Source organism: Pseudomonas sp. RA_15y_Pfl2_54 (genome assembly GCF_963971015.1).
Taxonomy (GTDB): domain Bacteria; phylum Pseudomonadota; class Gammaproteobacteria; order Pseudomonadales; family Pseudomonadaceae; genus Aquipseudomonas; species Aquipseudomonas baetica_A.
The window spans coordinates 17,781-38,086 of record NZ_CAXAPN010000011.1 but is presented as its reverse complement, the minus strand read 5'-3'; the positions used below and the strand labels follow the sequence as shown (position 1 = coordinate 38,086).

Annotated in this window: 18 protein-coding genes and 1 pseudogene; 5 read left to right on the top strand and 14 right to left on the bottom strand. The window is 59.6% G+C overall.

The genetic code is table 11. From position 1 onward, the window contains the following. Positions 1-116 precede the first annotated feature (116 nt). The 8 genes from AACY50_RS10355 to AACY50_RS10320 all read right to left on the bottom strand — a co-directional run bounded on the left by AACY50_RS10355 (position 117) and on the right by AACY50_RS10320 (position 8,292). Positions 117-2,546 carry a TonB-dependent siderophore receptor gene (locus AACY50_RS10355; RefSeq protein ID WP_339538533.1) on the bottom strand — a complete coding sequence of 810 codons (2,430 nt, stop codon included), beginning with the start codon at positions 2,544-2,546 and terminating at the stop codon, positions 117-119. Positions 2,547-2,745: 199 nt separating this feature from the next. Then, the gene (locus AACY50_RS10350) at positions 2,746-3,735 is read right to left on the bottom strand and encodes a FecR family protein (RefSeq protein ID WP_339465840.1); all 990 of its coding nucleotides are present in this window, start codon (positions 3,733-3,735) and stop codon (positions 2,746-2,748) included. Next, positions 3,732-4,298 carry an RNA polymerase sigma factor gene (locus tag AACY50_RS10345; protein ID WP_221729975.1) on the bottom strand — a complete coding sequence of 189 codons (567 nt, stop codon included), beginning with the start codon at positions 4,296-4,298 and terminating at the stop codon, positions 3,732-3,734. Before AACY50_RS10345 ends, AACY50_RS10350 begins: the two co-directional genes overlap by 4 nt. A 1-nt stretch (position 4,299) precedes the next feature. Next, a complete protein-coding gene (locus AACY50_RS10340) occupies positions 4,300-4,626 on the bottom strand; it encodes a DUF3325 domain-containing protein (RefSeq protein WP_221729976.1) in 327 nt (108 codons plus the stop codon). Then, on the bottom strand, positions 4,626-6,212 hold the full coding sequence (locus AACY50_RS10335; protein ID WP_339538532.1) for a PepSY-associated TM helix domain-containing protein: 1,587 nt from the start codon (positions 6,210-6,212) through the stop codon (positions 4,626-4,628). The genes AACY50_RS10340 and AACY50_RS10335 overlap by 1 nt, the downstream gene beginning before the upstream one ends. Further along, positions 6,209-6,514: a DUF3649 domain-containing protein gene (locus AACY50_RS10330; RefSeq protein ID WP_339432046.1), complete on the bottom strand. Its 306-nt coding sequence runs from the start codon at positions 6,512-6,514 to the stop codon at positions 6,209-6,211. The genes AACY50_RS10335 and AACY50_RS10330 overlap by 4 nt, the downstream gene beginning before the upstream one ends. 226 nt (positions 6,515-6,740) lie before the next feature. After that, a complete protein-coding gene (locus AACY50_RS10325; RefSeq protein WP_339538531.1) occupies positions 6,741-7,145 on the bottom strand; it encodes an HPF/RaiA family ribosome-associated protein in 405 nt (134 codons plus the stop codon). 196 nt (positions 7,146-7,341) lie between these two features. Then, entirely contained in the window at positions 7,342-8,292 is a 951-nt protein-coding gene (locus tag AACY50_RS10320; protein WP_339432045.1) for a LysR substrate-binding domain-containing protein, read from the bottom strand. Between the two features lie 135 nt (positions 8,293-8,427). On the opposite strand from AACY50_RS10320, the gene AACY50_RS10315 reads away from it, so the two are divergent. Beyond that, positions 8,428-9,804 (top strand): L-serine ammonia-lyase, encoded by a 1,377-nt coding sequence (locus AACY50_RS10315; RefSeq protein ID WP_339432044.1) that lies wholly within the window; start codon positions 8,428-8,430, stop codon positions 9,802-9,804. A 258-nt stretch (positions 9,805-10,062) separates the two neighbouring features. Further along, positions 10,063-10,380 (top strand): DUF3509 domain-containing protein, encoded by a 318-nt coding sequence (locus AACY50_RS10310; protein WP_339494769.1) that lies wholly within the window; start codon positions 10,063-10,065, stop codon positions 10,378-10,380. On the opposite strand, the gene AACY50_RS10305 is transcribed toward AACY50_RS10310, so the two are convergent. Next, positions 10,377-10,877, bottom strand: coding sequence for a phosphate-starvation-inducible protein PsiE (locus tag AACY50_RS10305; protein WP_339432043.1), 501 nt, complete (start codon positions 10,875-10,877; stop codon positions 10,377-10,379). The genes AACY50_RS10310 and AACY50_RS10305 overlap by 4 nt on opposite strands. Positions 10,878-11,163: 286 nt before the next feature. Between AACY50_RS10305 and AACY50_RS10300 the strand changes: the two are divergent. Beyond that, a pseudogene (locus AACY50_RS10300) lies at positions 11,164-11,418 on the top strand (YebG family protein); the annotation flags it as partial. Between the two features lie 145 nt (positions 11,419-11,563). Here the strand turns inward: AACY50_RS10300 and AACY50_RS10295 are convergent. Beyond that, positions 11,564-12,583: a Glu/Leu/Phe/Val dehydrogenase family protein gene (locus tag AACY50_RS10295; RefSeq protein ID WP_339432042.1), complete on the bottom strand. Its 1,020-nt coding sequence runs from the start codon at positions 12,581-12,583 to the stop codon at positions 11,564-11,566. A 185-nt stretch (positions 12,584-12,768) separates the two neighbouring features. On the opposite strand from AACY50_RS10295, the gene AACY50_RS10290 reads away from it, so the two are divergent. Continuing rightward, positions 12,769-13,572, top strand: a complete 804-nt coding sequence (locus AACY50_RS10290) for a SirB1 family protein (protein WP_339432041.1) — start codon at positions 12,769-12,771, stop codon at positions 13,570-13,572. Between the two features lie 99 nt (positions 13,573-13,671). Here AACY50_RS10290 and maiA read toward each other — a convergent pair whose 3' ends face one another. From maiA to hmgA, 3 genes are read right to left on the bottom strand one after another with little or no spacing between them, the layout of a single operon-like run. Continuing rightward, complete coding sequence (gene maiA / locus AACY50_RS10285; protein WP_339432040.1) at positions 13,672-14,307, bottom strand: maleylacetoacetate isomerase; 636 nt, start codon at positions 14,305-14,307, stop codon at positions 13,672-13,674. A 12-nt stretch (positions 14,308-14,319) separates the two neighbouring features. Continuing rightward, a complete protein-coding gene (gene fahA, locus AACY50_RS10280; protein WP_339432039.1) occupies positions 14,320-15,624 on the bottom strand; it encodes a fumarylacetoacetase in 1,305 nt (434 codons plus the stop codon). 3 nt (positions 15,625-15,627) lie between these two features. Then, positions 15,628-16,932 (bottom strand): homogentisate 1,2-dioxygenase, encoded by a 1,305-nt coding sequence (hmgA, locus tag AACY50_RS10275; protein ID WP_339432038.1) that lies wholly within the window; start codon positions 16,930-16,932, stop codon positions 15,628-15,630. Between the two features lie 163 nt (positions 16,933-17,095). On the opposite strand from hmgA, the gene AACY50_RS10270 reads away from it, so the two are divergent. Further along, a complete protein-coding gene (locus AACY50_RS10270) occupies positions 17,096-17,893 on the top strand; it encodes an IclR family transcriptional regulator (protein ID WP_339538530.1) in 798 nt (265 codons plus the stop codon). A 7-nt stretch (positions 17,894-17,900) separates the two neighbouring features. Here the strand turns inward: AACY50_RS10270 and AACY50_RS10265 are convergent, their stop codons facing one another. Continuing rightward, positions 17,901-20,294: a dermonecrotic toxin domain-containing protein gene (locus tag AACY50_RS10265; RefSeq protein WP_339538529.1), complete on the bottom strand. Its 2,394-nt coding sequence runs from the start codon at positions 20,292-20,294 to the stop codon at positions 17,901-17,903. Positions 20,295-20,306: the final 12 nt, after the last annotated feature.

The window sequence follows — 20,306 nt, the reverse complement described above, 5'->3', positions numbered from 1 at the left end:
AAAGTCTTTATCGCCTGTCATGGCCCCTTCGCGAGCAAGCCCGCTCCCACACTTGGAAATGTATTCCCTCCTGTGAAATCTGGCTTGCTCGCGAAGAACGATGACGCGGTTTCAGGTCAGAACTCCAGGGTGCTCGACAACGATACCTGCCGCGAATCCCCCATGGACACAAAGAACCGGCTCGCCGACGAGGTGTAATACGTGCGATCAAACAGGTTCTTCACATTGAGCTGAAATTTGACCTTCTGCCCTTCTACCTTGGTGTCGTAAGTCGCAAAGGCATCGGCCACGGTGTAGCTCGGCAGGTCGAAATCATTCACCGCGTTACCCGCTCTCTCGCCGACATACCGCGCCCCGGCACCCACGCGCAATTGATCGCCACCGATCACACTGCCGAAGTCATACACCGCCGAGAATGAGCCGCTGTTTTTCGCCACGTTCTGCAGACGTTTGCCCTTGTAGGTCGGGTCCTCGGTCACTTCGGCATCGGTGTAGGCGTAGCTGCCGATCAGGCTCCAGCGGTCGCTGAGTTGGCCGGTCAAATCCATTTCAAGACCCCGCGAACGTACTTCACCGGCAGCGCTGTAAATCGTCGTCGGGCCTTCAGAGTTGGCGACCAGCACGTTGCGTTTTTTGATATCGAACAGCGCGATGTTGCCGGTGATGCGCCCCGGCATGTCCAGCCGTGCGCCCAGCTCCCACGACTTGGCCTCTTCCGGCGCAATGCTGCCGTCGAGCACGGTGCTGCTGCCGCTCAGCGGGGCGATGGTCGAGTTGGGTTTGAACGATTCGGTGTAGCTGCCATAGAACGACAGCTCATCGGTGTAGCGATACACCAGACCTGCGCGCGGCACCCATTTCTGGCCATTGCTGTCGGTGTTGGCCTTGAATGGCACGCCTTTGCCAGCGTACTGGTCGTACGCCTGAAAACGAGCACCGGCGACCAGAATCCACTGGTCATCAAGGTGGATCGAGTCCTGCAAAAACACCGAGTCGCTGCGCAGCAGATCGGTCTGCGCGCTGTCCGCCGCGCTGACCGTGGTGCCTTCGACTTCACGGCCATACACCGGGTTGACGTAGCTGAAGGTGCTCAGGCTTTTCTGGCGGATCAGGTCAGCACGGTAGATCTTGCGGTACTCGTCATCGACGCCAAACACCAGGTCATGCTGCATGCCCAGCACGTTGACCTTGCCTTCGAGGCTGGCCGTGGTGAAACGGTCGGTGGTGATCGCGTTGCGCGTGCCATCCATGTTGCGGGTCAGCGTGCCTTTGTTGGTGTCGATCGCTGTGACACGGACTTGGCTGGCGTCGTAGGTTTCGCGGTTCCAGCTGTAGCCAAAGTGGGCTTTCCAGTCGTCGTTGAGTTCGTGATCGGCTTCGACGTGATACAAGTCCGAACGCCCTTCCATATCGTTGAACGGCTCGTCGAGACGCTCCTTGCGCGAGATGTTCAGCGGGTGGTTGGTGCGTGGATCAATGACCGTGCCACGATCGAACGGCGTGAGAAATTCACGATGCTCGTAGCCGAAGGACAGCTTGGTCCGTTCGCCGAACCAGGCGAGCGACGGGGCGATCAGGGTTTCGCGGTGAGTGCCGAAGTTGCGCCAGTAATCCTCGTCTTCGTGATCGATCACCAGACGATACGCCAGCCCGGATTCGCCCAGCGCACCCGTGCTGTCGAAGGTGCCGCCGCTGCCATTCTTGCCTTCGCCGTAGGTCGAGCCGCGCAGGGTCAGGGCGTTGTACTGAGTCAGCTCAGGCTTCTTGCTGACCATGTTGACCACGCCGCCCGGGTCCTGAATCCCGTAAAGCAATGACGCCGGCCCCTTGAGCACTTCGACCCGGTCCACGGTGGCGTTCATGCCCCGCCCCTGCACCAATGGCATGCCGTCGCGCATGATCGAGCCGTTGCGGTTATCACCGAAACCGCGGGTCATCACTGAGTCCTGAGTGCTGCCCAAGGTGTTGCCCTGGGTGATGCCACTGACGTTGGCCAGCGCATCGTCGAGATTGCGCGGCGCCTGATCGCGAATGACCTGGGCCGGGATGACGTTGACGGTCTGCGGGATTTCCTGAAGCGACGCCGAAGAACGCATCACCGAACTGGTGTGCGGCGGCTGGTAGCTCATCGACTCGTCGCGCACCGACGTGATGGTGGTGGCGCCGAGGTTCAACGCACCGCCAGCGGGTTGTGGTTCAAGCACCAGGGTGTGGCTGTCGGTGCGGCGCCCGTTCAAGCCGGAACCGGTGAGCAGGCGCCGCAAGGCTTGCTCGGCACTCATCTGGCCGTTGACCGCCGGAGCGTTCAGGCCGTAGGGCGCTTCATCGGTGTAAACCACACTCTGCCCGGTGACACGGCTGAAATCGCTCAGGGCTTGCGGCAGCGGTTGGGCGGCCAGGGAGAAACTGAACTGCTTTTGCGCCTGACTGCTGGTGGTTTCAGCGGCGAGCGCCACGCTCATCGGCAACAACGCCAATGCCGATAAACTCAACGCCGACGCACCGAACCACTGTTTGACCGAACCCGACTTTGCCCTGGACTTCATTGCTCAATGACCTGTGTAGAACCGCAACGGATGCGAATGACTCGCAGTTTCAGTCACTACACGGATGGGGCTCGGGTTTACCTCACCACAATTTTGAAAATATTTTTGGAGGATGTGCCGACGCCTTCGGGAGCCCCCCCCCAAGGGCACCACATTTCAAATTGTGGGAAGGGGCTTGCTCCCGAAGAGGCCAGTGACCTCAACGCACAATGATCAGTTGCCCGAGCACCTGATGCTGCTCAAACCCCAACACCCCTTGCAGCGAACTCAGCACAGCCTGCGCATCCCTGCTCGGAAAACTGCCACTGACCTTGCGCGCCGCCAGTTCATCGTTGAGCAACACAATTCGTCCGGGGTAATAGCGACGCAGATCCGCCACCACATCGCCCAGCGTCGACTTGTAATAAGTCAGCCAGCCCTGACGCCAGGCAAGCTGCGCCTCGCTGTCGACGGCGTGGAGTTTTTGCGCAGCACCTTCACCGTAGGCCACTTGCTGGCCGGCCGTAAGAATCTGCTGCTCGCCATCGCGATCTGCCGTCACCCCGACCCGCCCGGACAACACCGTGACCTGCGCGCCATGGGGTTGCAGACGCACTTCAAATTGCGTGCCGAGCACCCGCGCCTCGCCCTTGCGGGCCTCGACCACAAACGGCTCGCCAGTGTGCGTGACGCTGAAAAAACCGGCACCGCGACGCAATTGCACATGACGCTCGCCATGGCTGAAGTCCACCGCGATGGCGCTGTCGGCATCGAGGGTCACTTGCGATTGATCGGCCAGGGTCACGGTGCGAATCTCACCGGGCGCCGAGACATAGTCAGCGCCCAGATCATCGAACCAGCGCTGCGGCTGCCACCCCGTACCGAGGCTGACCATCAACAGCAGGCACGCGGCCATCGCCAAAGCCCCGCCCCCACGCAAAAGCAGCGAACGGCGCGGGCGATCCATCGCATTGAGGTAGCCCTGTAGCGCCAACGCCTGCTCATCGGCCAATGTTCGCGCGGGGCCTTCGCTCAATTCCCAGACCACTTGCGCCTGCGCATAGGCCTCGGCGTGGGCGGGATCAGCGCGCAGCCATTGGCTGAACGTGAGTTGATCGCCAGCGCTAGGCCGATCATGCAACAGGCTCAGCCAGGCAAACGCGGCCTGTTCCTGCGCAAGGGTCGGGATGATGGGCTCTGAAGGATTCACGGTGCTTTCCCTGGCAGGCGTGGCGCGGGTTCGCGCAGGCTGGCCTTGCAGGCCTCGAGGGCGCGCATCATATGTTTTTCGACGGCACTTTGGGACAGGCCCATGGCCTTGGCGATTTGCGCGTACTTGCGCCCGTGAATGCGATTGAGCAAAAAGATTTGCCGGGTGCGCTCGGGCAAAGCGCGCAACGCCGCTTCGACATGACGCAGATCATTGCCCGCTTCTAGCGCGGCTTGCGGTTCGCTGCCCCGGCTGTCCGGCTCTTCAGGTTGCCAGCCCTCGTTGACGCGCACCCGCGTGCCTTCACTGCGCAGATGGTCAATGGCAATGTTGCCGGCGCAGCGCAACAGGTAGGTGCTGAGTTCTTCCACCTGCACCAGCGGACGCCGCCAGAAACGCAGAAACAGATCCTGAACCAGGTCGGCTGCCGTCGCCCGGCAACCGACACGGCGAGTGACCAGCGCTTCCATTTGCGAGCGCTGGGAGAGGAACACTTGAAGAAAATGTGCACGCGCCCCACGCGGCTCGTCGTCGCGAGATTCCGGGGGCAGACCGATCAACACGTCAGCCCTGCGCCCATGCGGCAACCGGACTGGCCAACAGGCTCATCCCGGCCAGCGCCATTGCGAGTCGCGGTCGATACGGCAGCAACAGCACCAGCGTCAACGCACTGATCATCAACACCGCGACCCAGTCGACCAGACCGAAACTCCAGCCGTTGGCCGTCACCGCCGCCCAAAGCGATACACACAACAGCAACCCTCCCGCCAGCATCAGGCCACGACGGCGTCGGGCAGAGGGTTTGTGGCCGAGCAGTTCATCGTGATGTCGAGGCATCGACAGGCAAAGCGCCGTGAACCCGGCGTAACAAAGCAACAGCGCCAGCAGCATCAGTTCGCCCCTTGTTCAAGCGTGATCGGTCGAGACGTTTCGCGGCGCGTTTTTTTAACGCTGGCGGTGTTGCCGGCGCGCTGCATTTTCCATGCGGCCCAAGCCAGGAATAACCCAGCGGCGAGACACGTCAGATCAAACCCGGCCATTGCCCAATCGCCCTGCCTCAGCGTTACGCCGAGATTCCATGGCGTGGTCAGCGCATTGATCAGCGGCACCGCCATAAACAGTGCAGCACCCAGCACGAGCTGATCGATCCATGCCTTGCGCCCGACACGCAATAGCGCATGCGCCAGGCTCAATCCCCAAGCGATGAAAAACGCATTCACTTCCCAATCTGCCCGCCCGGTCAAAGCCACTGGCAACAGCCGATTGGCCAGAAAGTACACCGCAACCGCCGTCAGCAACCCTGCCATGCTGGCAACGTTCAGCACTTCAACCAGCCGCAACTCGAACGGCATAACACCGCTTTTGGCGTGTTTGAGCTGGCGCTTGCCGAGCCAGATCACCAGCCCAGTGCCGATCATCGCCGTGCCGGCCAAACCACAAATGAAATACAGCCAGCGCAGCACCGGCCCGGCAAAGTGGCCCATGTGCAAACCATAGAAAGTGCCGCTCACCTCCATCGCCACGGGTTGAGCCGGTGTGCGCCCGAGCATTTTTCCGGTAACGCCATTGAAGGTCACTGCGCTGCCGAAATCGTGCACCACACGGTCACCAGCACGCGAGAGCACCACAGAGGCATTCTCATCCCCTGGGTTATTCACCGTTAGCCGCGTGGTGCGGCCACCGGACCATTGCGCACTGGCCTTGGCCAACAAGGGTGCCATGGGTGCCAGTGCAGCAGGGACATTGGCCCGTTCCGGCGCCTTCGAGGCGGGAAACACCTCATCGTAAAACGACCGCACGTCGCCGCCGTAAGACGCCTTAATGCTCGCGGGCATGACCATCGACATGAAAATCACCAGACTGCTGTAGGTGATCATCAAGTGAAACGGCAACACCAGCACGCCCACGGCGTTATGTCCGTCGAGCCAGGAACGCTGGCCCTTGCGCGGGCGAAACGTGAAGAAGTCCTTGAAGATTTTCTTGTGGGTGATGATCCCGGTGATCAACGCGACGAACATCACCATCGCGGCGATCGTCGCCAGCCAGCGGCCCCACGGGTATGGCATTTGTAGCTGGAAGTGGAAACGGTAGAAGAACTCGCCGCCCATGCTTTGGCGGCCCAGCACTTCGGTGCCGGTTTGCGCGTCGAGGGTTTTGGATTCAAAGCGGCCGCGCTCGCCAGGCTTCGCAGGTGCCTGCTGCCAGCGCACGGTCAAGCCGGGATCGCGAGCATCGGGCAAGTCGATCAGCCAACGTGAGGCACCCGCAGCGTGTTGTTGCAGATAATCCTGGGCCAGGCTCAGGCTTGCCTCGGCATTGATTGGCCGCGCGGGGATTTCCGGCTGCATCCAGTGACTGATTTCATCCTTGAAATAAGCCAGGGTTCCCGTCAGAAAAATCGCGAACAACAGCCAGCCGAACAGCAGTCCGGCCCACGTGTGCAGCCAGGCCATGGCCTGACGAAAACCCTCTTTCATGCAAAACCCAACCCACGTGCCGCGCCGCAAATGGTCGCCAGAATCACGCTCGGCACCAGCAAGCCAACCCATGCCGACCACGCCGTGCGACAGGCAAAGCACCAGAGCACAGCGACCAGATAGACCAGAAACGAGAGGGTCATGCCGGTGACCACGGCTTCAGCACGGCTCAGTGGCAGCCACATCGTCAAGGTCACGCTGGCCAGCGCCGCAACCAGATAGCCGCCGAACACCGCGGCCAACACCCGTGAGGTAACGGCCAGACGATAGGACATGGGGAGAGTGGCAAGTTTGCCTTTCATGTTTCGACCCTGAAACGGAAAACGCTCGGCCGACAAGCCGAACCAACAGGCGAGCAATACTAATGATAAATATTCTCATACGCAAAAGCATCTGATTGCCGGCGCAGGGTTTTACCCGTTCAATTGGCAAGCCGGGCCGTGGCTTGCCTTGGCAAAATGCGCTGAAAACAAAACGGGCCTGCTTTCGCAGGCCCGTTTTCTGGGGATGGCTTAAAAAATCAGCGTATCAACTGTTGATCGCTGCCTGTTCATTCTCAAGAAATTCTTCCTCCAGCAGTGCGTCATTCGCCTTGCTAAATGGCACCACAGCAGCGCGTGGTTTGCCCCGCAGTTTGCCGAAAAGGTGATCCAGCGCATGCTCCAGTTTTTCGGCTGCACCATCGATCGCTTGGTCCAGCGTATCGGCTTTGTGGGTGACGGAAATCGGTTGATGGCCTTTTGGCCGCGCCTCCAGTTGGCAGCGCATGTCATGGGGACCAGGTTTGTCACCGTTCTCGTCGCTCAGATGGACTTCGACACGGGTCAGGTCTTCTTCATAACGGTCGAGCGTGCTCTCAATGGTTGTACGTACCCACTCCTCCAGTCGTTTACTGCTTTGAATATGGTTATCACTGTTGACTTGGATTTGCATAGTTCATCCCTTATTTCAGCTAGCTCGCAAGAGGCCTTGATCAGGATTTCGTGACCCCTTGATTACAACAATCGGCCCGACTGACGAACATTTCAACCCCTGAAAAAAGATAAATATTCATTCGCAAAAAAAGCCGGACAACCGAGCAAGTCACTGATAATGTCGGGAGTTGGGTCGACTCGTCATCCTGCAAGATTTACTCACAATTGCCCTCGTTCAACGGGTGCAAACTGCGAAAAATCCCCGCCTCCTCCACCAGCCAATCGTGCACTGCACGCACGCCAGGATGGCTCAACGCCCCCGGCGCATACAGCAACATGTAACGTTTGTGATTGGGCACCGACAGCCCGAACGGCACCATCAACGTGCCCCGCTCCAGCTCATCGTTGAGCAGCGTGCGCCGGGCAATCGCCACCCCCATACCGGCGATGGCCGCTTCGATGGTCAGGTGGTTGCGATTGAAGGTATGCCCTCGTCGCACGTCCGCGCCCTCGAAGCCGATCGCGTTCAAATAAAACTCCCATTCCGCATATTCATAACTGCCGCGCCAGGCGGTGATGTCGTGCAGCAACGGAAAATGCCCCAGATCCGCCGGCCCATGCAGCGGCGGACGCCCGCGCAGCAGGCTCGGCGCGCACACCGGGAAAATCTGCTCATCGAGCAAGGCTGTGGATAACAATCCCGGGTAACTGCCGTCGTTCAGATCGATCGCCAGATCGAAATCGCCCTCGTGCAGCGGCACACTGCTGTCTTCAGCCACCAGCCGCAACTGGATGTCCGGGTATCGTTGCTGCAAGCGTGGCAGGCGCGGCGTCAGCCATTTGCTGAGGAACGACGGAATCGAACGCAGCCGCAAAACCCCACTGATCATCCCCGCATCCAGGCGCCGCAATTCGGCGTCGATGCTGCCGTAGGCCTCGTTGACCGTCATCGCCAACCGCTGCCCTTCGGCGCTCAGTTCCACCCCTCGCGCACGACGATGAAACAAACGCAAACCAAGACGCTCCTCCAGTTGACGAATCTGCTGGCTGACCGCCCCCGGCGTGATGTGCAGTTCTTCTGCACAGCGAGTGAAGGACAGGTGCCGCGCGGCACAGGAAAACACCTGCAGCCAGACGTAAGTCTGGGCATGCAATTGACGACTCATCGTTTAGTCCTGCTAAAGGCTGTCTTAGGAAATTTCGTTGGTCACACAAGACCGAGGTAGGCAGTATCGCCGACCTTGCGCTTGGCCTACAAAAAATGGCAGCGATTCCTACACCATTGCTTGTAAGGCTTTAGCATGGCTATCAGTGTTTTCGATCTATTCAAAGTCGGCATCGGCCCGTCCAGTTCCCACACCGTCGGCCCGATGCGCGCTGCTGCAACCTTCACTCAGGCACTGATCGACGAGCATTGGCTCAACGATGTGCAACGCGTGGAAATCCGCTTGTACGGTTCGTTGTCCGCCACAGGCGTCGGCCACGCCACCGACCGCGCCACGGTCATGGGCCTGATGGGCGAGTGGCCAGACAGCATCGATCCGTCGACCATCGACCCACGCATCCAGCAACTGCGCGAGACCGGCCAACTGTCCCTCGCCGGCCAGCGGTCAATTGCCTTCAACTGGCAACGCGATCTCCTGCTGCTCGACGAGAGCCTGCCCTACCATCCCAACGCCATGTCCCTGACAGCCTTTGGCGAAAGCGCTGCACTGTTTACGCAAACGTACTACTCGGTCGGTGGCGGTTTCATCATCGAAGCGGCAGAAGCCGAATCCGGCGTGGCGCCGGCCAGCGACGTGGTATTGCCGTACGACTTTTCCAGCGCCGCCGAACTGTTGTCGCTGTGCAAGCAGCACAACCTGCGGGTTTTCGAGCTGATGATGGCCAATGAACGGGCCTGGCGCAGCGACACCGAAATTCGTCAGGGCCTGCTGCACATCTGGTCGGTGATGCGCGAATGCGTCGAGCAAGGCCTGCGCCACGAAGGCCTGTTGCCCGGCGGTCTCAATGTGCCGCGCCGCGCGGCAAAACTGCACCGTAGTCTGCTGGAAATCGGCAAACCGAATGTCATCAGCTCGACGCTGTCGGCGATGGAGTGGGTCAACCTGTTCGCCCTCGCCGTCAACGAAGAAAACGCCGCGGGCGGGCGCATGGTTACCGCACCGACCAACGGCGCCGCCGGGATCATTCCTGCGGTTCTGCACTACTACATGAAATTCAACCCGGACGCGTCCGACGATGACGTCGTCGTTTTCTTCCTGAGCGCCGCCGCTGTCGGCATTTTGTGTAAGAAAAACGCCTCGATTTCCGGCGCCGAAGTCGGCTGTCAGGGCGAGGTCGGTTCCGCCTGCGCGATGGCCGCTGCCGGCCTGGCCGACGTGCTCGGCGCCACCCCGGAGCAACTGGAGAACGCCGCCGAGATCGGCCTCGAACACAACCTGGGCCTGACCTGCGATCCGGTCGGCGGGCTGGTGCAAGTGCCCTGTATCGAGCGCAACGCCATCGCCGCAGTGAAGGCGATCAACGCCACGCAAATGGCCCTGCGCGGTGACGGTAACCACTTCATTTCCCTCGACCGGGTGATCCGCACCATGCGCGATACCGGCGCCGACATGCACGACAAATACAAAGAGACTTCACGGGGTGGCCTGGCGGTGAACTGGGTGGAATGCTGATCAGCCTGACTGCACTGTCAGCGATCATCGACGCGTTCCTGCCCTGAAACAGGACGTCAATGAACAAGGCGAGCCCATGGCTCGCCTTGTTTTTGTCCGTGTTCATTGTTCGACAATTATTCCGGCATAGCCCTTGCTACAGCACTTGCATAAAGCGATATGGCGAAATGGCCACGGAATGGCCGGTGGTCTGGATGGGCGAACCAACCCGATCGCGGCCGGTCAACAACTGCACGTTCAATCAGGCGGTGACGCATCATGGACAATCCTTTTCAGATCATTACCGATGCCTTCGCGCCGGACTATCAGATCAACCTGAGCATTCAGGGCCTGGATGGCAGCATCATGCTGACCCTGTCCAACAGCGGCCGCATCGTGGCCAAACGCATGATCAGCACCGAACAACGCAACGACCCCAAACGCCTCAAGCGTCTGGTGCAAAGCATCCAGTTCGGCATCGCCATCGAACAAGGCCACAGTGCCATGGCGATCCTTGAAGCGATGACCCGCGGCGACGGCCTGACCCCGCCACCGCAGCGAATCAGCGGTGAGCCTCGGCAGGCTGCCGGGCTTTAAAGCTCGCCCTTCTCGATCTCAGGGTGTTCACCGGAACCTGCTCCGAGCTTGCGTTGCGGCTTGTCGATTTTCACCGAAGGAAATTGCGACGAGGCGTAACGCACCACCAGAATCGAAAACGCCAGCAGCAAAATCCCGCCGCACAGGTAGATGATGCCCATGTCCGGAGGGTTGTGGTGCGAGACGTTGGAGATCAGCAGACGGGTCAGTGCGGTGATCGCCACGTAGATCAGAAAGCGCACCGGCATGTGGTTGGTCTTGAAGTAAATCCCGACCATCGCGCCCAGTTCCAGATAGATGAACAGCAACAGAATGTCATCAATCTTGATATGCCCCTCTTCGAGCATCCCGAGAAACTCCATCACCGCCGCCCACGCCGTCACCGCCCCGATGGCGAACAGCGCCAGGTAGTGGAAAGTTTCGACGAACAGGTTGCCCAGGGACTCGGCCAGTTGATGCACGTTTTGCCGCAGTTTCTCGGCCCAGTTGATTTTCACGATGATGTTCCTTAGCCCGATTCGAGCGGATGATGCGTGTTGGACATGACGTTTTTCTGCATGCTTTGGGTTTCATGCAGAAAAGAGGCCACGCCATCATGGCGAGGTGCCACGAAGCGCGCGCCGTGGCGTTTCGTCGCAGTGCCTGCGCAAGGCTGACAAACCCTGAATTCGGTCTACATTGAAAAGCCACTACCCATGGCGCAGGGATTCGCTTATCCTTTTCGCTGTATATGGATACAGTAGTCGTGAAGACAACTTAACGTGAAGGCATGTGAGGTGGTGAATGGCCGTCGAAGTGGTATACCGCAGCAGCCGAGATCTGGAGCGCTTGTTCATGGATAAAGCCGAAGCTGACCGTCATGACAAAATGCTCGAACTGGCCGAATATCTGGCCGATGTGTTGCAAAAAGCCGTTCCGTCCATGACTGAGCAGCAAGTGGAAGAAGCCGGGATCTACATGGCGAAGAACCGCGATGTGTTCGCCCGGGCGTTCAAGAGCCAGCCTGATGCACTCTCGGAGCTGATCAATGCACCGGCTGAGCCGGTCGAGAAAGCCGAGGCCGAGGAATCTGCCGAAGCGCCCTTGAAACCGGCAAAAGCGGTGAAAGCTGCGAAGTAATCAATGCCCGAATTGAATAGGCCCTGAGTCGAATGGCTCAGGGCCTTTTTCATGCCGATGAAACTCAGCGATACAACACTTTCTCCGCCAACTCATCGGCCACCCTCGCCGGTGAGCGTTTTTCCGCCTGGGCATGGGCAAACACTTCAGTCAGCCGCGAGCTGATTTTCGACAGATGCGCAGTGATCGTCGGCAACTCTTCGCCGCGATGCTTCAGTGAAACGTAGATCAGGCCGCCGGCATTGATCACGTAATCGGGGGCATACAGAATCCCGCGCCGCTCCAGTTGATCCGCCACGTCCAGATGCGTCAGCTGATTGTTCGCAGAACCCGCTACCGCCGAGCAACGCAGTTGCGTGACCGTGTGACTGTTGAGCACACCGCCCAGCCCACACGGCGCCAGAATGTCGCAAGGCGTGCAGAGCAGCGCATCGTTGGCGATTGGATGGGCGTTGAGTTGCTCCATCGCCAGTTGCACCTTGCCGTGGTCAATGTCGCTGACCAGCAGTTCGGCGCCCGCCGCGTGAAGCTGCTCGGCCAGTGCGTAACCGACATTGCCCAAACCCTGAATCGCCACGCGCAGGCCTTCGAGGTTATCGCTGCCCAACCGCGCCATGGCGGTGGCCCGAATTCCGGCGAACACGCCCATGGCCGCGTGTGGCGCGGGGTCGCCGGCCGAGGTGGTGCTGGTGACATGCTGCGTCTGCTGGGCGATGCAATCCATGTCCGCCACGCAAGTGCCACTGTCGATGGCGGTGATGTAGCGACCGTCGAGTTGATCAATGCAGCGGCCGAAGGCTTCAAATAACGTCCCGCGATTTTCCACATGCACCGGGCGCACGATCACCGCCACGCCTCCGCCCTGCGGCAGCCCGGCCAGCGCAGCTTTGTAGCTCATGCCCTGAGCGAGACGAATGGCGTCCTCAACGGCTGATTCGTCATTGGGATAGGCAAGATAACGACATCCGCCAAGGGCTGGCCCGAGGCGACTGTTATGGATGGCAATGACCGCCTTCAACCCGGAGACCGGATCAACGCTCAGGTGCAGCGATTCCAGGCGAGTGCTTTGCATGAGCGCAAACATCGTTGGGCTCCCGAATCACTTCTTGTAGAACGCCAGTATAGGCTTGCGCCCGAAAATTGCTGCAGCGCACCGGAATAAGCACCCGCGCTGACACTGGATTTGCGGCATAACCCCAGATTGGCGCAGCCAGGCACTGGACGAATGGCATGGACGGGGCTAAAACGGGGCATTACCCGGAGATCCTGATGAGTGCGCGCCAACGTTTTTTCGAGTGTCTGCAACGTTCACCGCCTGCCCTGTTCGAGACCGCGCTGTGGATCGCGGCCGAACACGATAAAACGGTCAATCCCGAGGCGCTTATGCAGGACTTCAAGGAGTTGCAGCAGCGGGTCAGCTATGGCTTGCCGATGCTGCCGGTCAGCGAACTGGCACAGCCGCTATTACGGCGGATGACAGAGCTAGGCTTCGCTCAGGACGACTTCCTCCCGCTGCGCCCACAAGCCGCGTTGTTGCACAAAGTGCTGCAAACCCGACGCGGCCAGCCTTTGGTGTTGGCGTTGATTGCCCTGGAACTGGCGCGCGCGCTGGAAATTCCACTGGCCGGGGTCAACTTTCCCGGGCACTTCCTGCTCCGGGTACCCGGGGCCGACCACTTGCTTGACCCCTGCGGGGGGCGACGCCTGTACCCCAACGACTGTCGAGAACTGTTGCAGCGCCAATACGGCCCGAACATGAAGCTCAACGCCGACCATCTGCTGACTGCAACGCCGGTGCAGATGCTTCAACGCTTGTCACGCAACCTGCGCCAGTTGTACCTGTCTCACGATGACTTTATCGCGGCCCTGATCGACGCCGAACGCGTGCTTGAACTGGGCGACGCCAACGCCGCCGATTACCTGGCCCGCGCCAGTCTCTATCAGCGGCTCGACTGCCCGAATGCCGAACGCTTCGATCTGGAGCATGCGCTACTGCTCAGTGATGACCCGATTCAGCGCTTGCGCCTGACCGAACGGCTCGGGCATCTCCCGCCCAATTCCATAGTCCACTGATCCCTTGTGCGAGCGGGCTTGCTCGCGAATGCGCTGTATCAGTCAAAATCTCTGTGTCTGACACGGTGCTTTCGCGAGCAAGCCCGCTCCCACAGGAATTTACGGTGTATCTGGCTGGTTGGCGGGATGCGCCTTGATGAACGCCGGATGTTCAGCGGCCAATGCCGCCACGCGGCGAATCCGCGGATAAGCCTGCAGCGAAACATTGAACCGCTGCGCGGCATACAACTGCGGGATCAGGTAGACGTCCGCCAAGCATGGCCACTCACCGAAACAGAAACCGCTGTCACCGATCAACTGTTCCACCGTCGCCAGCCCCTGCCCGATCCAGTGACTGATCCACTCCACCACCTGCGGCTCATCGTGCCCCAACTGACGCAGACGATTGAGCACGCTGACGTTGTGCAGCGGGTGCACATCGCACCCGATCACCGCCGCCACGCCGCGCACATGCGCACGGGTAGCAAGGTCTTCGGGCAGCAGAGGCATCTGTGGATAACGCTCTTCCAGATATTCGATGATCGCCGGCGACTGAATCAGCAGTTCGCCTTCGTCAGTACGCAACGCCGGCACCCGCCCCTGCGGATTGATCGCCAGATACGCCGCTTGCCGATGTTCGCCACCGGACGGTGCAATCAGGTTGACCGGCAGTGCCTGATAATCAAGCCCCTTGAGCGCGAGCGCGATCCGCACCCGATACGACGAGGTCGAACGGTAATAGGTATAGAGATCCATGAGCCGCTCCTGTCAGCGCGCCGCCAGCACTTTGCCGCGGCATTCGCCAAAACCGATGGAAGCAAAACCGTCACGGGCACAACGCGCACGCAGGATGATTTCGTCGCCATCCTCAAGAAATTTGCGCACTTCGCCGGACGCCAGTTCTATCGGCTTTTTGCCGCCCTCGGTGATTTCCAGCAGGCTGCCGAACTGACCGTTTTCAGGACCGGACAAAGTGCCAGAGCCGAACAGATCACCGGCCTGCAACTGGCAACCGTTGACGCTGTGGTGCGCAACCATTTGCGCGACGGTCCAGTACATGTAGCGGGTGTTGCTCAGTGTCAGGCGATGGGCCGGCAGGTTTTGCTCGCGCATGGCTTCGGTAAGCAGCAACACTTGCAGCTCGATGTCGAAGGCGCCAGCGTCCTGATCGCGTTTGTCGAGCAGGTAAGGCAGCGGCTGCGGATCACCTTGCGGGCGCGCAGGTTGCGCGGTGCGGAACGGCGCCAGCGCTTCGGCGGTCACCACCCACGGCGAGACGCTGGTGATGAAGCTCTTGGACAGGAACGGGCCCAGCGGCTGATATTCCCACGCCTGAATGTCGCGAGCCGACCAGTCGTTGAGCAGGCAGAAACCGGCGATGTGCTCAGCCGCATCACCGATGGCAATCGAGTCGCCCATCTCATTGCCCTGACCGACCCAGATACCCAGTTCCAGTTCATAGTCCAAGCGAGCGCACGGGCCAAAAGTCGGTTCGGTCTGACCGGCGGGCAGCGTCTGGCCTTTGGGGCGGCGCACGTCGGTGCCGGAGGCGCGCACCGTCGAGGCGCGACCGTGGTAGCCGATCGGTACGTGCTTGTAGTTGGGCAGCAGAGGGTTGTCGGGGCGGAACAGTTTGCCGACGTTCTGCGCGTGTTCGATGCCGACGTAGAAGTCGGTGTAGTCGCTGATGCGCGCCGGCAGATGCATCTGGCAGTCCACGGCCAAAGGCAGCAGTGTTGCCCCTTGGGCTTCGATGTTGCCGCGCTCGGTGCTGCCCTCTGCAAACAATTCAAGCAGACGCTGGCGCAGCGCAGTGCGAGCCGGGCGACCGAGTTCGAAGAACGCATTGAGCAAACCGCCCTTCATGGCTTCAACGGCACTGCGCGCTGCGCCGTCGAACAGACCGGCTTCAAGCGCCACTTGCAGATCGAAGACGTGATCGCCAATCGCTACGCCAGCGCGCGGCGCCGAACCGTCGACACTGAACACGCCGAGCGGCAGGTTCTGCAGAGGAAAATCAGCGTGGTCGTTGGCCGACGCCACCCAACTGCGGGTGATGGAATTCTGAGTCATGGGTTATCTCCGGGTCGGGTCGAACGTGGCGGGCAGTGTGGCCCAGCAGGCGTCGTAATGGGGTTGCAGTTGTGGGCAGTCGAGGGCGAAGCGGCTTGGGCGAAGCACCTGACTGGTCTCGAACATGAAGGCCATGGTGTTGTCGATCTTCGCCGGTTTGAGGTCGGCGTTGATGGCCTTGGTGCAGGTCTCACCGTCCGGGCCGTGGGCGCTCATGCAGCTGTGCAGCGAGGCGCCGCCAGGCACAAAGCCTTCAGCCTTGGCGTCGTATTCGCCCTGGATCAGGCCCATGAATTCATTCATCAGGTTGCGGTGAAACCACGGCGGACGGAAGGTGTTCTCGGCCACCATCCAGCGCGGCGGGAAGATCACGAAGTCGAGGTTGGCCAGACCGTGCACGCTGGTCGGCGAGGTCAGTACGGTGAAGATCGACGGATCCGGGTGATCGAAACTGACCGTGCCGATGGTGTTGAAGCGGCGCAGATCATATTTGTACGGCACGTTGTTGCCATGCCAGGCGACCACATTCAACGGCGAATGATTGAGCTCGGTGGCCCACAACTGCCCTAGGAACTTCTGCACCAGGGTGGTCGGTTGTTGAAGGTTTTCGTAAGCGGCGACCGGGGTCAGGAAATCCCGCGGGTTGGCCAGGCCATTGCTACCGATCGGCCCCAGATCCGGCAGGCGCAGCGGCGCGCCGTGGTTCTCGGCGATGTAGCCGCGTGCTTGCGGATCGAGCAGTTCGACGCGAAATTTCAAACCGCGTGGCAGCACGGCGATTTCCAGCGGTGCCACTTCCAGCACACCCAGTTCGGTGGCGATGCGCAGACGACCGAGTTGCGGCACCAGCAGCAGTTCGCCGTCGGCGTTGAAGAACACACGCTCCATCGAGCGGTTGGCGGTGTAGTGGTAGATGCTGATGCCAGCGGGTTTATCGGCGCCGGCGTTGGCGGCCATGTTCACCAGACCGTCGATGAAATCGGTCGGCTCGCTGGGGATATCCAGCGGGTTCCAGCGCAGACGATTGGGGGTCACCTCGCCCAACGGCCCGCCAGCCAGTTGCCGTTCAAGTTTGACGAACGCCGGGTGATTGGCCGATGGCTGAATTCGGTACATCCAGGTACGCCGGGCTTCACTGCGGGTCATGGTGAACGCGGTACCGGAAAACAATTCGGTGTAGAGACCGTACGGGGCTTTTTGCGGGGAGTTCTGGCCGACGGGCAGCGCATCGGGCAACGCTTGAGTGCTGAATTCGTTGCCGAAACCGGACTGATAAGTCAGCGTCGACACGGTTGAATCGAGGTTCATGGAGCCTCCTGAACAGGGAGTCGGCATGGCCCATCGCTCTGGCTCAGAGGTTTCGGCACGCCGGGGTTGTTTTTATCGTAATTCGATTACGCATAACGTAATTTGCTCGCTATCCAGCGTCAAGCTATAAAGACGCCCATTCGTTCCGGAACCCGGCAGCATCATGGAAAAAACCAGCGACAGTCACGGCAAACAGAAAGTCCGCTCCGCCGAAGTCGGCACCGACATCCTCAAGGCCCTGGCCGAGTTGTCGCCCGCCACTTCCTTGTCGCGCCTGGCCGAGCACGTACAAATGCCCGCAAGCAAGGTGCACCGCTACCTGCAAGCGTTGATCGCCTCGGGATTTGCCGAACAGAACCCCGCCACCAACCATTACGGCCTCGGCCGCGAAGCGCTGCGCGTGGGTCTGGCCGCACTCAACAGTATGGACGTGCTGAAAGTTGCGGCCCTGCCATTGGCCCAATTGCGCGACGAACTCAACGAAACCTGTTTCCTCGCGGTGTGGGGTAATCAGGGGGCCACTGTGGTGCACATCGAGCCGGCGGTGCGTGCGGTGACGGTGGTGACGCAATTGGGTTCAGTGCTGCCGCTGCTCAGCTCTTCGACGGGGTTGGTGTTCAGCGCCTACTTGCCCCATCGGGAAGTTGACGAATTGCGCGAGCAGGAAATCGCCGTCGCCGATCATCCTTTAAAAGACGAGCACGCCTACACGACGTTGTGTGAGCAGATCCGCGAACGTGGTTTGCATCATGTGCATGGCTTGCTGATGCCGGGGGTGGATGCCTTGTCGGCCCCGGTATTCAACGCTGTCGGACAGATCGCCGCCGTGATCACCATCGTCGGCCCGACCTCACTGTTTCACGCCGACGAAAACGGCCCGGCGGCGCAGCGCTTGCTGGCTGCGACGCGGGCCGTGAGTTGGCGAATGGGGTTCGACGCAGCGGCGCCGGCGGTTCGCTAACAGGGGGTTACAGCAATACGGTTTTGCTGTCCCCCGCTGGCTCCTCCTGGAGAATTTCTTCAATTATCGCCAGAAGACGTTCATGGCCGAGGGTCTGGCCGGTCGCCGATCCAATCAGGCCGACGATTGCCTTGCCGTCACCCATGAGTTGAATCAGCGTCTTCTGCGCCTTGGTTGCTTCCTTGCCTCCAGGAATCAAAGACGCCAGGTCCAGTAGAGCTTCCTTGAAACTGTTGAAGGCCGTTTCTCGATCGCCATATCGGTAGGACTCGGCGCCTTCCAGTACGTTTTTGGTGATTTGCACCACGGACAGCGCGAATCCAACGGGCGGGATTACCAAACTGACGACACTCGCAGCCAACGCCACCGAGTCATAGGCCAATTTGCCAATGATTTCGTTCAGGCTGGTGGTTTGCGCGTCAATATCAGCAATGATCCGCTCAATACGTTCGTTATAACTCGCGCGCAACGACAGCACGCGGCTGTTGAGCTCAAGCACGGGAAGTTTTTCAGAAACATTGTTGAATTCAATGTTATTGATGAACGTCCCCATGATCCGTTGATCGACGTACTTGACCCTGTCGTAGAAATACTGACCCAGCCCGTGTTCCTTGATCGCCTCGAAAAAACCGCTCAACGGTCGCAAGTAGACGCCGTCCGGCGCGTCAGGCGTATAAAGAATTTCACTGACTTTGCCGCCCTGTACCAGCCTGAAAACATACACGCCCTCAACCAGACACCGTTTTACGTGAAACTTGAAGACTGCACTGAACTGCACGGTCGAAGGCACTTCTCCGAAAGGCGGAAAAGAGGCAGGCGTTCCTTTATCGAAGTTCAGGATCAACGTGCGCAATTGCTCAGCCAACGTGAGGGTGATAGCACCGGCATAAAAACTCGACAACACCGAACGTTGCATTTCAACCTGTCGAGAGTTGAAGTGAACGTCTTTCTTGAATTCATAATCGGGGTGTTGTCTGTTTAAATAATCGGCACGCAACATGGCGATGTAATTCTCTCCCGGACGCAACGTTCTCGACCAACTGGCCAGTTGACGTATGTCCAGGTCGGGCAGTGCTGGATGCTTCGCGCCTACACGAAAGCGCGGATAAATCCCAATCACTTCGCCGCCACGATCATGGGCATAAAACTGCGTTTCCTTGATGATCAACCGGGTGAGTGTAATCGTCTCGTTTTCACTCAGATCAAGGAGGATCTCGTCCGGGTTTACCTGCACCGTTTTTCCAAAGGTCTTTAAAAGATCTTCGATCCGTTGCTTGATCAAGTCGTAACAGAAGCGCTCATAGGTCAGGATGCCCGCTTCGCGAGTGCCGATGGTGTAGAGCGCTTTCAACTCCGTATTCAAGCGGGCAAACGACTGGCGCATTTCATCAGGGGCGCTTCGATAGGCGGCAGGATGGGCGAGCGTTTCCTGTGCCAGGTCCCAGGCGATCTGATGGAAGATTGCCTCGACAAGAATGCCTTCCGGTGCGTCCGGCCATTCGGAAAACGTTACCCCTTTCCAGGCACTCGGTAGCTGCCGCAGCGTGGCCACGTATTTGGCCAGTGGCGCCCTTTCCGCAGGTTGGGTTTGCGCCGCCAGATAGCTCTGCCCTTCGGCTGTTCTCACCCAGCCAGCCACATGAAATTCAAGTTCGCGACTGTTGGGAAATTGATACCAGTCGCGCTCTTCCGGCGAACCTGGAGCGTACAAGACGCAGTTGCCGTGGGGATTGGCCTTTTGCTGGAAAACCATCAGATCGCGGAAACCGAACCGGAAGCCATTCATCACGAAGGCCGATGCCGAAATACTCCGGTCTCCTTGCATAAAGCGTTCGACCATTGCCATGTTTGGCTGATTGAGATGCCCCTGCACGGCAGCGCAAAAAGTGCTGTAGGCGATGCGCGCCCCCAAGACCTGCAGAAGTGCCATCTGCACGTCGTAATCGTTAAAGGCTTTACGGCGCGTGTCCCAGAAATCCGAGCGGATGTTGACAGACGCCAGCCAGTTTTCTACGCGCACAGGTGTCAAGCCGGAAGGAACCGGCCCTTCAAAAGCCATCTCGAAGCGTTGATTGCGATCATGTACGCCGAACAGCGCCAGTTCCACAAACGTGCGCTTGTCTTCCTGAACCAGGGTGCGCGCTCCGACCTTGATGGTATAGCGACAGGTGACCTTGATAGTTTCAGGATCAACCGAAACACCCAATGCACTGTTGATCCACTCTTTACTTCGCGCAGCAGCATAGGCTTTCAGCGATGCTGCCTTATCCAGAAACTGGTCACGCCGGTTTTCCTCAGCGCGCACTTGCTGTAGCAAATGGTCATGACGCTGCTTATTTTGTTCACTGGCACCTGACAGCCATGCGGGTCGAACTTCTGAAAAGCCATTGATAACGCTCATACCTAACTCCTT